The following is a 10,725-nucleotide window of genomic DNA, read 5'->3' as shown; positions in this document are numbered from 1 at the left end:
GGCGCCTGCGGTGCGTGGCTGATGGTCTGACCTGACGGCTTGACAAAAGCAGACGATCCCCTGGCCAATGCCGGGGGATTTTCTTGTTGTTTCCCTGGCGGCAACAGTGAAGTTGCATCCATAGCCGTTTCAGTTTAGGGCGAGATGCCTGGGCTGCCAAGAAAGGCCCCACGATCAGGTGCATTCAAGGCCTTAGGTGTGGGTAGAGCAGGCAGGGTACACCGGCCAGGTAGTGGGGTTGGATGTGGGTCTGGCCAGCTTCTACACCGACAGCAATGGGCAAGTGGTGTCACATCCCCTCGCGACAGCGGGACGGAGTCCTTGGTTTCCGCTCAAACTAGGACACTGCACCCGCACCCAAAACGTTGAATTCATAGAGCCAGAAGGCTTCTCTCAATGGCCTGGGCGTCTCACCCTAACCTGAAGCGACTATAACTCAATTATCCAGACTCCATTATCTAGGCAGACATACCCCAGTTGCTTGAGGATTTGCAACTACTAAAATGTAGTTGCCCCAATCCTGATCCCCGCCAGAATTGACCGCGTTCCCCTATCCTACACATAACGGCTAATGTCTTCCCCCCGTTCTGCCAGAAACGACAAAGCCCGGAAGCGCAGCCCTGCCACCTGGTCGTAGAGGGGGTTGAGCTTACACATGGGCGGAATGTGCATCACCTTATGGCCAAACAGCACCACATCTCGCTCAAAGGGGCAGCGGGCCGGGATCCACTGGCAAAGGAAATGGGCCAAGCGTGGATCGCGGATGCTAAAGTTATCCATAGCCGATTGAATGGGACGCAATGGAGCCTGCAACCAGTCGCGCAGGTGAGTTGTAGGTTTGAAGTGCACGGAAGTCATGGAACCGGTCAGCTCCTGAGGAGCTCTGCGAGCACGTTGCCAAGAAATCGTTGTGGAACCCATAAGCTTTCACCTCACACCTTTACCTTTGAAGAAGGAGCAACCTTTGATCGATTACGGCGCATGAAATCGTCAATAATCGACAATTCTTATGCTTTGTGTCGAGTTTGTATTGAGGGAAACATTAGCCATCTCTCTTCCCTCTGTTAGTCTGCCTTCTCCAACGGAAAGCTTGCTTCTGTAAACAAGAATCTCTGCTCAACGTTGTAGAGCTACATGTTTTGTCTCCAAAAGTTAACATGTAACGAAAAATACAAAAACTCCTCTGCTCTTGTCCACCAGCCGATTCCCTGTCAGGATCCCTGAAGTTCCTCAGCTTGGGCTCTGGAGCCAGATGGGTATCCATCGCTCCTATTTCTAGGATGGAACAAGCCCTTTGGGCGGAGTAGGGGGATCCCCGTAATCACACTTGCCTTGGCAGGGTTGTTTTTCTTTTGATCGAGTTTGGCTTGGGAGCGTCTCGGTTGGGAGTTACGGAGGATGACAGCCAAGGGATGCCGGCTGCTGAGCGTTCTACAATGCCAGGAGAGATTCCCAGCGGGTGCACATCCGGCGGTGGGTTGGGATCCTTGATTTTGTCTCTGGCTTTCTTGAGAGGCTGCCCATGAAATTGGCCTATTGGATGTACGCTGGCCCTGCCCATATCGGCACGCTGCGGGTGGCCAGTTCTTTCAAAAATGTTCACAGCATCATGCACGCCCCCCTTGGGGACGACTACTTCAACGTGATGCGTTCCATGTTGGAGCGAGAGCGGAACTTTACCCCGGTGACCACCAGCGTTGTCGATCGGCAGGTGTTGGCGCGGGGATCCGACGAAAAGGTGATTCGCAACATCGTCCGCAAAGACGGGGAGGAGCACCCGGATCTGATCGTCGTCACCCCCACCTGCACTTCCAGCATTTTGCAGGAAGATCTGCATCACTTTGTCCGGCAGGCCCAGTTGGCCAGTCGCTGCGACGTAATGCTGGCAGATGTCAACCACTACCGGGTTAACGAATTGCAGGCAGCAGATCGCACCCTGCACCAGATTGTGGAGTTCTACATCACCAAAGCTCGCAAACAGGGGGAGCTGAACGACTCGCCCCAAAAGACGGAGCGGCCTTCCTGTAACATCCTTGGCATTTCCACCCTAGGGTTTCACAATGCCCACGATCTGCGGGAGCTGAAGGTGCTGCTGCGGGATCTGGGGATCCAGCTCAACCTGGTGATCCCGCAAGGGGCCAGTGTCCACGATCTCAAACACCTGGGGCGGGCTTGGTTTAATGTGGTGCCCTACCGGGAGCTGGGGCCGATGACAGCTCGCTATCTGCAGCAGGAATTCGGCATGCCTTACATTGAGATCACCCCGATGGGGGTGGTGGAAACGGCTCGCTTCATCCGCCAGATCCAGCAGATCCTAAACGAGCAAGGGATCCCTGTCGATTACGAAGCCTACATCCAGGAGCAAACGCTGCACATTTCCCAAGCGGCCTGGTTTTCCCGCTCCATCGACTGCCAAAACCTAACCGGCAAAAAAGCGGTGGTCTTCGGGGATTCCACCCACGCGGCGGCCATCACCAAAATCCTGGCCCGCGAGATGGGGATCCACGTGGTGTGGGCGGGCAGCTATTGCACCTACGATGGGGAGTGGTTCCAGGCAGAGGTGGGAGGGTATTGCGATCAGATCTTGATGACGGAGGATCACACCCGCGTGGCGGACGCCATTGCCCAGGCGGAACCTGCTGCGATTTTCGGCACCCAGATGGAGCGGCATGTGGGCAAACGGCTGCGGATCCCTTGTGGGGTCATCTCGGCCCCCATCCACGTGCAGGATTTCCCTATCGGCTACCGGCCCTTTTTGGGCTACGAGGGCGCCAACCAAATTGTGGACTTGATCTACAACTCCTTTACCCTGGGCATGGAAGATCACCTGTTGGAGATCTTCGGTGGCCACGACACCAAGGAGGTGATTCACAAGAGCCTGAGCGCCGATTCCGACCTCATCTGGACGCGGGAAGCCCAGGCGGAGCTGAACAAGGTGCCCGGCTTTGTGCGCGGCAAGGTTAAACGCAACACCGAAAAATTTGCCCGCGAACGAGGCTTGACCGAGATCAGTGTGGAGGTCATGTACGCCGCCAAAGAAGCTTTTGGAGCTTGAAGGGATCCCGTTGACAACCTTTACCCTGGGTGCGATCCCTATCTAAGCTGGCGTATGCGTCTCCTGGTTACCGGCGGGGCGGGCTACATCGGCAGCCACACCTGCAAAGCTCTGGCGGCCTCTGGCCATCTGCCCATCACTTACGACAACTTGGTTTACGGGCACCCCTGGGCAGTTCGCTGGGGGCCGTTGGAGATTGGGGATCTCGCCGACCGGAAGCGGCTTGATCAAGTCATCCAACACTATCGCCCGGAAGGGGTGATCCACTTTGCCGCCTATGCCTATGTGGGCGAGTCGGTGAAGGATCCCGGCAAATACTACCGCAACAATGTGGCCGGATCCCTGAACTTGCTGGAGGCCATGCGAGATCACGGGATCCCTTACATAGTGTTCTCCAGCACCTGTGCCACTTATGGGGTGCCAGAGCGGATTCCCATTCCCGAAAGTCATCCGCAACGTCCCATCAACCCCTACGGCCAGAGCAAGCTAATGGTGGAGCAGATCTTGCAAGATTTCCAGGTTGCCCACGGGATCCGATCCATTAGCCTGCGCTACTTCAATGCCGCCGGAGCCGATCCCGATGGTGAAATTGGGGAGGCCCATGACCCGGAAACCCACTTGATCCCCTTGGTGTTGGAGGTCGCCGGCGGCCAACGTCCCCACATCACGGTTTTTGGAGATGACTACGATACCCCCGATGGCACCTGTATCCGCGACTACATTCACGTCACCGACCTGGCTCAAGCCCACGTGTTGGCGGTAGAAGCGCTGGCCTCTGGCCGACCCGTACCAGCAGCCTACAACCTGGGCAATGGCCAAGGCTTTTCCGTCAAAGAGGTCATTGCCACCGCAGCAGCCGTGACCGGAAAGCGGATCCCGGTGCAAATGGGAGCACGTCGACCTGGGGATCCCCCGCGCTTGGTGGGCGATGCCGGTGCCATCTTTCGGGATCTCAACTGGAAACCTCTCTACACCGACTTGGCCGAGATCATTCAAACTGCCTGGCGCTGGCACCAGAAGCGGCCCTATTTCGGCAAATCTAGGCCCCCGTTGAGCTAGGAGCGTCTAACTTGGCGGGCGATAGGATAGGGAGGAACCGCTTGGTTAACCACTGCCCCGCATGGACGATAAGATCACACCCGATACCCTCGCGGTTGTCATGACCACGGTGGGATCCGAAGCCGAGGCCCATCGCTTGGCTCATACCCTGGTGGCCGAACGTTATGTGGCCTGTGCCCAGGTCTTGCCCGGGATCACGTCCTACTATCGCTGGCAGGGATCCCTGCAGGCCGATGCCGAGTTCCTCATCCTGCTCAAATTGCCCGCAACTGCCTATCCCCGCCTGGAACAACGGCTGCGAGAGCTGCACCCCTACGCTGAGCCCGAGATCCTAGCTCTGGCAGCCACTCAAGTGAGCACAACCTATTTGGCTTGGGCCCGAGACCAGGTAGGCTGAGGAATAGCACGAGGTTGGCCATGATCGCCCTCTACCCCGGCAGCTTTGACCCCATTACCCTTGGACATCTCGATGTTATCGAGCGAGCCAGTCGTCTCTTTTCTAAGGTGATTGTCGCCGTCTTGAAAAACCCCAACAAAACCCCTCTGTTCAGCCCAGAGCAGCGGCAAGCCCAGATTAGCCTGTCCACGGCCCATCTCAAAAATGTTGAGGTTGATACGTTTTCAGGTCTGACGGTGGCCTACGCCCGTCAACGGGGGGCAAAGGTGATCGTGCGCGGCTTGCGAGTCTTGTCGGACTTCGATGTGGAGCTGCAAATGGCCCACACCAACAAGCTTTTGGCTCCCGAACTGGAAACCTTGTTCCTTGCCACCGCCAGCGAGCACAGTTTTGTCAGCAGCAGCCTGGTGAAGGAGGTCGCCAAGCTGGGCGGCCCCATCGATCATCTGGTGCCCGCTCCGGTGATTCGAGATTTGCGGGAGCGCTTTCCCTTGGCCTGAGGGCTCAGGGATCCCCTCTCCTTCCCCAATCAGAACTCAAAGGGCTGCATCCCTGCCGTCACCGGATCAAACCCCACCGGGAAGCAGGTGCTGTGATTGTAGAGGGATCCCCTCAAATTGGCCCCTTCCAAGCAGGCTCCCTCAAGGTCGGCATAGCGCAGGTCGGCACAGCGCAGATCAGCCTTCGCCAGATTGCTGCCCCGCAGGTTGGCGTAGCGCAGGTTAGCCCCATGCAAATCGGATCCCTCGAGATTGGCCCCTCGCAGATCGACCCCCCTCAAGAAGGCATACTCCAAGCAGGACTGGGGAAAATGGCGCTCTCCCCGCTGGTAGCGGCTGAGCAACTCTGAGGCCCCTTGTAGAGCACACTGGGCAATGGTTTGAGTCATGGTACTGCTCCCAAATCAGACTGGATGCCTTATCTCTATCCTCATCCCTATCATCGGGTTGGCCGGGTTTTGATCATCCCTGCTTAACAAATGATTTCAGTTTTTGAGTGGATTGTTGCCCCCAAGTTTTTTTGGAAAGATCTATCCTCAGAGATATAGAAGTCTTTCCTAATCGGCAGCTTGTGCGGCAATGTTTCTTAATTCTTTTTGTGAAGGATGCTTAACGGCTGGGCTTGATCGCCAACCCCAAACCCCACCGGGAACGCAAGCTGACCTGATCTTGCTGGGCTGTATGGATCCCTCAATTTCTTCTTTTTCAGCACTCCCCCAACCAGAAGGTGTTTCTCCAGAGCTGATTGAACCAAGATAATTGGGATAATGATCGACTGGATCACATCCGTAGTTTGCGATTGAGTAGGGATTCTCTGCAAGCGATATAGACCCTTATCTCTGTTCAGGATGTTCACCTTTCTTTAACTAGAGCTCTATGCCCAAACGTAAGCGAATCGGGATCCTCACCAGCGGCGGCGATTGTGGCGGCCTCAACGCCGTGATTCGAGCGGTGGTGCGGCGGGCCCGCGACTACGACATGGAAGTTTATGGCATCAAAGATGCGACGGCAGGGCTCATGGCTCGACCGGTGGAGGCGGAGCTGCTGGATGTGAAGCGGGTTTCCGGCATTTTGCGCTACGGCGGCACCATCTTGGGTACCGTGAACAAAGGCAACCCCTTCGCCTACCCTATGCCCGACGGCAGCTTGGTGGATCGCTCGGCAGAAGTGATCACCGGCTACCACCGGCTTGGGTTGGATGCGCTGATCGGGGTGGGGGGGGATGGCAGCTTGGCCATTCTCCGGCAACTGGCCCTGCAGGGGGATTGGAACTTTGTCGGGATCCCCAAGACCATCGACAACGATGTCGGTGCCACCGAGTATTCGGTGGGGTTCAACACAGCTCTGAGCGTGGCTGTGGAAGCCCTAGATCAGCTCACCTACACGGCCATCAGCCACAGCCGAGTCATGGTCATGGAGGTGATGGGGCGGGATGCTGGCCACATTGCCATCAGCGCTGGCATTGCCGGGGGGGCGCATGTGATTTTGATCCCGGAAATTCCCTACAAGCTGGAGAATGTCTGCAAAAGAATCCGCGACCGCAAAGAGCGGGGCAATAACTTCAGCATCGTGGTGGTGGCGGAGGCAGTTCGCACCGAGTCGGGGGAGCCGGTGACCTACACCAACAGCCTGGGGCAGTCTCTCTACGGCGGCATTGGCCATTACATCGGCAATGAGATCGCCCTGCGCACCGGCATCGAAACCCGGGTTATGGTTTTGGGCCACCTGCAGCGGGGAGGTACGCCTTCTCCTCTGGATCGCCTGCTGGGAGCAGCCTTTGGGGTGGCTGCTGTGGACTTGATCGCCCAAGGCAAATACGACCGCATGGTGGCCTGGCAAAATCGGCGGGTGGTGGATGTACCCCTGGCAGAGGCCATCTCCCAGTATCGGCGGGTGGAGGTGGACGGGGCTTTGATCGCCACAGCCATTGGCTTGAATACCTATGTGGGCGAGGTGGATCCGCAGCTTTTGCGCAGCATTTCCCCCTGATCTTCCGGCAAAAACGACACGTGGGCAGAGACAATCTTCCAGCCGATATCGGGGAACCTGTACCCCATCTGGCTTTGGCGGCCCAAGCGAGGGATCCCGTTCACCGGACGGCGAAACTCTAAGGTGACCGAGCCGCAATCCGCCCCAAAGGTGACTACCTGCAAACGCAGCATCTCGCGGGCCAAATTCGTGGGAGGACGCCGTTGGCGAAAAGCCTTGATCTCGTCTCCCCCGTAGAGATTTTCCCCCACACCAAAGCGCACCACCTGGGGGCCATCCCAAAACAGGCGGTTCAGGGTGGGCACATCATTGCTCGTCAGGGCAGCTTCGTACTGATGGTAGAGTTCGGTTAGCTCTGCCACCACCTCGGGGCGATTGACCAGAGTCATGGGCCAGGCTCTTGTGCAGTCGAAATGGGCCTTGCCATCTTATCGGCTCAAGGAGCAGCAGGAGGTTCTAAAAGAACAGCGGGATCCCCCACCTTGCTCTGTCAGACAGCAGACAGCGGCAAGACGTCTCTGGGTAGTCGGATCCAAGTCTAGGGGCTGAGAACGGCTTGCAAAGACCGCACATCGCAGTAGTACACCTGATGGCGGTGGGCATACCCCTTCATCTCCACAGCCTGATGGGAGAAGCAGGCGGCTGCCTGCCCCAGCTGTTTGGCCAAGCAGGTATAGGTGTCCTGGCTGATCGCCAGGTCGGCGTTGAGGGTGCGGGTAGCGCTCTCGATGCGAAAGGCCAAATTCACCGTATCTCCCAGAGCCGTATATTCTTGGCGGGTGTTGTTGCCCACCTGGCGCACGATTGCCGAGCCTGTGTTGACCCCTGCCCCCAGACGAATGGGAGAAGGCAGCGGAAACTCACCGTTCAGTTGCTCGGTCATTTGAAACAGCTTCGCTATGGCCTGCAAAACCGACTTCACATCGAGGTGAATTCCCGGCACTTCCGTGCCCAGAGAAGCAGTGTTGGCTTGGGGCACATGGAACCAAACGGCCATAATCGCATCGCCAATGTATTTATCGACAGTGCCCCCGTACTGCTGAATGATATCCCCCCCCCGCCGGAACCAATCTCCCATCACCTGGGAAAGCAGGCGCTCGTCCAGTTGTTGAGTCAGTTGTCCGTACCCTCGCACATCGACCACCGCCACCGAGATCAGCCAGCGGGTTTGTAAAACCAGGGTGTCCGAAGGTTTGGCCGCGGGGCTGGGTTCTGAGCTGGCCAGGGATCCGCTGTGGAACTCGAGCTGGGATTGTCCAAGGGTGAGGTGATCCCCATCCTGCAGCAGGGTGGGAATGCTGACGCGGCGATTGTTGACAAACGAGCCGTTGCGGCTGCCCAGATCGATGAGATAGATGCTGTTGTTGTCGAGGTATTGCAGCAGGGCATGTTGGCGGGAAACGCTGGGATCGCTCAAGACGATGGCGTTGTCTTCATCGCGGCCTAGGGTCCAAGCGGTCGCTCCCGAGAGAACGTGTTTTCTTTGGCTGCCATCCGGCTCTTTTAAGACTACATAGGGTGCGGCAGTGGCGGCAGATTCGCTCGTGACGCTCATGATGGGATAAGTTGTAGACGCGACCACACTTTAATAAATACGATACCCCGCTCCCCTTCGGTTGATCGGGAAGATGCCTGGGCTGGATTTCTAGGCTGTCTTCGTCGAGAGATGGAGGTCTGAGGATAGGCTTGGCGGGGGGCCAACCCGACCGATATCATTTTGTGTAGATACGTTAAGGCGTATGCTGGATCCCTTCCATCCCATTCCCGCTGAGCAACAGCCGCTCCGGCAATATGCAGAGCTGAGGGAAGCCTTTCCTTTTTCCTGGCCTGCTTTGGGGTGGATCCCTTACTTAAAACGAATCTTTGGGGTTTGGGGAGCTGTTGTGCTGGCGGTTTCCCCGCTGGTTTGGAGCAGCTTTGCCGGAGATTGGGGCCACTTTGTCTCTGGGTCGGTGCTGGGGGCCAATGTCTTGCTCGGCCTGGTGTTGCTCCATCTCTACTTGGGATGGGCTTATGTGCGGCGGCGCTTGGTACAAGCCCAGATTCCCTATGAAGAAAGTGGCTGGTACGATGGGGCGATGTATGCCAAGTCAGAAGAGGAGCTGGCTCAGCATCGGCTGATTGTCAGGTATCAGATTGATCCTGTGTTGCAGCGCCTGCGACGGAGCTTGTGGGGCGTAGTGGGCTTGAGTGGGTTGGTGGCCCTGCTGTGGCCTCTGGGGTAGGCAGTTGGTTGGCTGTTTTTAGGATCCCGGACAGTGCACATCACTTCTGATCTGGCTCAAACCTTGCGACCCACCGCTGTGGCCATCGGGAACTTCGATGGCTTGCATCTGGGCCATCAGAAGGTGCTGCAGCCGATTCGAGATTCTCTTCAGGGGGTACGTACTGTCCTCACCTTTCATCCCCATCCCCAGGAAGTCTTGACGAGGCGGCCTCAGCTGTTGCTCACTCCCCCTGCCGAAAAGCTGGATCTGTTGGCGCAAATGGGCTTTGAGCAGGTGGTACTGCTCCCCTTCACCCCTGCATTTGCCTGCCAGCCCCCCCAAGAGTTTATCCAAACGGTACTTGAACAGGGCCTGCGCGTTCGCCATCTCAGCGTCGGTTGGGATTTTTGCTTTGGTCACCGTCGCTCCGGCAACGCCCAAACGCTCCAGGCTTGGGGATCCGAGCGCTGCATTCCGGTGGAGGTAATCCCGGAGACGAAACTCAACGGGGAACGGGTGAGCAGCTCTCGCATTCGAGCTGCCCTGGCGACTGGGGAGGTGTCCACTGCCGAAGCGCTCTTGGGTCGCCCCTATCGTCTGATGGGAGAGGTGGTGCAAGGGGATCAGCGGGGCCGACAACTGGGCTTTCCCACCGCCAACCTCCGCTTGCCTCCGGAGAAGTTTTTGCCCCGCGATGGGGTGTACAGCGTTTGGGTGGATGTGCCTGCTGCTGCGGCAGCTCTACCTGGGGTGATGAACATTGGCCATCGGCCCACGTTTGCCGGTTTACAGCACACCGTCGAGGTGCATCTATTGGATTGGACAGGAGATCTCTACGGGCAAGAGGTGCGGGTGGCGCTACGGGGCTTTATCCGCCCAGAGCGGAGATTTCCCACGGTGGCAGATTTGATTCAGCAAATTCAGCAAGATTGCCAAACAGCCCGCCAGCAATTGGGTTTGGCTGAGCAAGTGGGTATGGTGTAGGGGGATCTATGCCGAAGAGAGCTCGCAAGCGCCAAGGCTCACCCAGGCGCTGGTGCCATCTCGCCAGTATTCTTTTTTCCAGATGGGGGCGTTGTGCTTGAGGGTGTCGATGGCAAATTGGCAGGCGGCAAACCCTTCGGCCCTATGGGGGGTGCCTACCGCCACCAAGACGCTGATCTCGCCAATGCGCAGCTTGCCGATGCGGTGGTGGATGACCACACTGTTGGCATCTGGCCAGCGCTGCTGAATTTGTCGGGCAATATCGGCGAAGACCTTCAGAGCCATGGGCTCATAGGCTTGGTATTCCAGGTAATCGACAGGGCGGCCATTGGTGTTGTCTCGAACAGTGCCGCTCATCACCACCACAGCTCCATTGCCCGGATGGGAGGCCTCTTGGTGGACACGGTCGATGGACAGGGGAGCCAGGGTGATCTGGAAGGAAGTCTTCAGGACGGTCAGGAGCATGACTCTAGTCAATAATAAGCTCAACTATACTGAAAATAATGTATAATATGTTCAGTACGGATTACTACC

The 10,725-nt window shown here is 57.3% G+C and carries 12 protein-coding genes; 7 read left to right on the top strand and 5 right to left on the bottom strand.

The window, feature by feature from the left end; translation table 11 throughout:
• Positions 1–555: 555 nt before the first annotated feature.
• Positions 556–858 carry a Mo-dependent nitrogenase C-terminal domain-containing protein gene (locus NW842_RS13495; protein ID WP_414373944.1) on the bottom strand — a complete coding sequence of 101 codons (303 nt, stop codon included), beginning with the start codon at positions 856–858 and terminating at the stop codon, positions 556–558.
• Between the two features lie 664 nt (positions 859–1,522).
• Between NW842_RS13495 and bchB the strand changes: the two genes are divergently transcribed.
• From bchB to coaD, 4 genes are all read left to right on the top strand, one after another.
• Entirely contained in the window at positions 1,523–3,055 is a 1,533-nt protein-coding gene (bchB, locus tag NW842_RS13490; protein WP_414418237.1) for a ferredoxin:protochlorophyllide reductase (ATP-dependent) subunit B, read from the top strand.
• A 54-nt stretch (positions 3,056–3,109) separates the two neighbouring features.
• Positions 3,110–4,114 (top strand): UDP-glucose 4-epimerase GalE, encoded by a 1,005-nt coding sequence (gene galE, locus NW842_RS13485; protein ID WP_414418236.1) that lies wholly within the window; start codon positions 3,110–3,112, stop codon positions 4,112–4,114.
• Positions 4,115–4,175: 61 nt separating this feature from the next.
• Positions 4,176–4,511, top strand: a complete 336-nt coding sequence (gene cutA / locus NW842_RS13480; protein WP_414344501.1) for a divalent-cation tolerance protein CutA — start codon at positions 4,176–4,178, stop codon at positions 4,509–4,511.
• 20 nt (positions 4,512–4,531) lie between these two features.
• Positions 4,532–5,011 carry a pantetheine-phosphate adenylyltransferase gene (gene coaD / locus NW842_RS13475; protein WP_011433776.1) on the top strand — a complete coding sequence of 160 codons (480 nt, stop codon included), beginning with the start codon at positions 4,532–4,534 and terminating at the stop codon, positions 5,009–5,011.
• 29 nt (positions 5,012–5,040) lie between these two features.
• Here the strand turns inward: coaD and NW842_RS13470 are convergent, their stop codons facing one another.
• Complete coding sequence (locus tag NW842_RS13470) at positions 5,041–5,400, bottom strand: pentapeptide repeat-containing protein (protein ID WP_414344503.1); 360 nt, start codon at positions 5,398–5,400, stop codon at positions 5,041–5,043.
• A 487-nt stretch (positions 5,401–5,887) separates the two neighbouring features.
• On the opposite strand from NW842_RS13470, the gene NW842_RS13465 reads away from it, so the two are divergent.
• Positions 5,888–7,000 carry an ATP-dependent 6-phosphofructokinase gene (locus NW842_RS13465; RefSeq protein WP_414344504.1) on the top strand — a complete coding sequence of 371 codons (1,113 nt, stop codon included), beginning with the start codon at positions 5,888–5,890 and terminating at the stop codon, positions 6,998–7,000.
• On the opposite strand, the gene hpxZ is transcribed toward NW842_RS13465, so the two are convergent.
• Both hpxZ and NW842_RS13455 read right to left on the bottom strand, forming a co-directional pair.
• Positions 6,952–7,389 (bottom strand): oxalurate catabolism protein HpxZ, encoded by a 438-nt coding sequence (gene hpxZ / locus NW842_RS13460; protein WP_414332295.1) that lies wholly within the window; start codon positions 7,387–7,389, stop codon positions 6,952–6,954. The two genes, NW842_RS13465 and hpxZ, sit on opposite strands and share 49 nt — an antisense overlap.
• Before the next feature lie 149 nt (positions 7,390–7,538).
• Positions 7,539–8,555, bottom strand: a complete 1,017-nt coding sequence (locus NW842_RS13455; RefSeq protein WP_414418235.1) for an FHA domain-containing protein — start codon at positions 8,553–8,555, stop codon at positions 7,539–7,541.
• Between the two features lie 184 nt (positions 8,556–8,739).
• Here NW842_RS13455 and NW842_RS13450 point away from each other — a divergent pair, with 184 nt between their 5' ends.
• Both NW842_RS13450 and NW842_RS13445 read left to right on the top strand, forming a co-directional pair.
• Positions 8,740–9,225, top strand: coding sequence for a CGLD27 family protein (locus tag NW842_RS13450; protein WP_414390435.1), 486 nt, complete (start codon positions 8,740–8,742; stop codon positions 9,223–9,225).
• Positions 9,226–9,258: 33 nt separating this feature from the next.
• A complete protein-coding gene (locus NW842_RS13445) occupies positions 9,259–10,191 on the top strand; it encodes a bifunctional riboflavin kinase/FAD synthetase (protein WP_414416134.1) in 933 nt (310 codons plus the stop codon).
• A gap of 6 nt (positions 10,192–10,197) precedes the next feature.
• Here the strand turns inward: NW842_RS13445 and NW842_RS13440 are convergent, their stop codons facing one another.
• Positions 10,198–10,656: a molybdenum cofactor biosynthesis protein MoaE gene (locus tag NW842_RS13440; protein ID WP_414330989.1), complete on the bottom strand. Its 459-nt coding sequence runs from the start codon at positions 10,654–10,656 to the stop codon at positions 10,198–10,200.
• Positions 10,657–10,725: the final 69 nt, after the last annotated feature.

It is taken from the genome of Synechococcus sp. R55.4, assembly GCF_047461935.1.
Classification (GTDB): Bacteria; Cyanobacteriota; Cyanobacteriia; order Thermostichales; family Thermostichaceae; genus Thermostichus.
This window is presented reverse-complemented; position numbering and strand designations above follow the sequence as displayed.

What these genes read in the sequence shown, in the direction of transcription:
- NW842_RS13495 (WP_414373944.1), bottom strand. Translation starts at nt 858, where the DNA reads ATGACTTCCGTGCACTTCAAACCTACAACTCACCTGCGCGACTGGTTG.
- bchB (WP_414418237.1), top strand. Translation starts at nt 1,523, where the DNA reads ATGAAATTGGCCTATTGGATGTACGCTGGCCCTGCCCATATCGGCACG.
- galE (WP_414418236.1), top strand. Translation starts at nt 3,110, where the DNA reads ATGCGTCTCCTGGTTACCGGCGGGGCGGGCTACATCGGCAGCCACACC.
- cutA (WP_414344501.1), top strand. Translation starts at nt 4,176, where the DNA reads ATGGACGATAAGATCACACCCGATACCCTCGCGGTTGTCATGACCACG.
- coaD (WP_011433776.1), top strand. Translation starts at nt 4,532, where the DNA reads ATGATCGCCCTCTACCCCGGCAGCTTTGACCCCATTACCCTTGGACAT.
- NW842_RS13470 (WP_414344503.1), bottom strand. Translation starts at nt 5,400, where the DNA reads ATGACTCAAACCATTGCCCAGTGTGCTCTACAAGGGGCCTCAGAGTTG.
- NW842_RS13465 (WP_414344504.1), top strand. Translation starts at nt 5,888, where the DNA reads ATGCCCAAACGTAAGCGAATCGGGATCCTCACCAGCGGCGGCGATTGT.
- hpxZ (WP_414332295.1), bottom strand. Translation starts at nt 7,389, where the DNA reads ATGACTCTGGTCAATCGCCCCGAGGTGGTGGCAGAGCTAACCGAACTC.
- NW842_RS13455 (WP_414418235.1), bottom strand. Translation starts at nt 8,555, where the DNA reads ATGAGCGTCACGAGCGAATCTGCCGCCACTGCCGCACCCTATGTAGTC.
- NW842_RS13450 (WP_414390435.1), top strand. Translation starts at nt 8,740, where the DNA reads ATGCTGGATCCCTTCCATCCCATTCCCGCTGAGCAACAGCCGCTCCGG.
- NW842_RS13440 (WP_414330989.1), bottom strand. Translation starts at nt 10,656, where the DNA reads ATGCTCCTGACCGTCCTGAAGACTTCCTTCCAGATCACCCTGGCTCCC.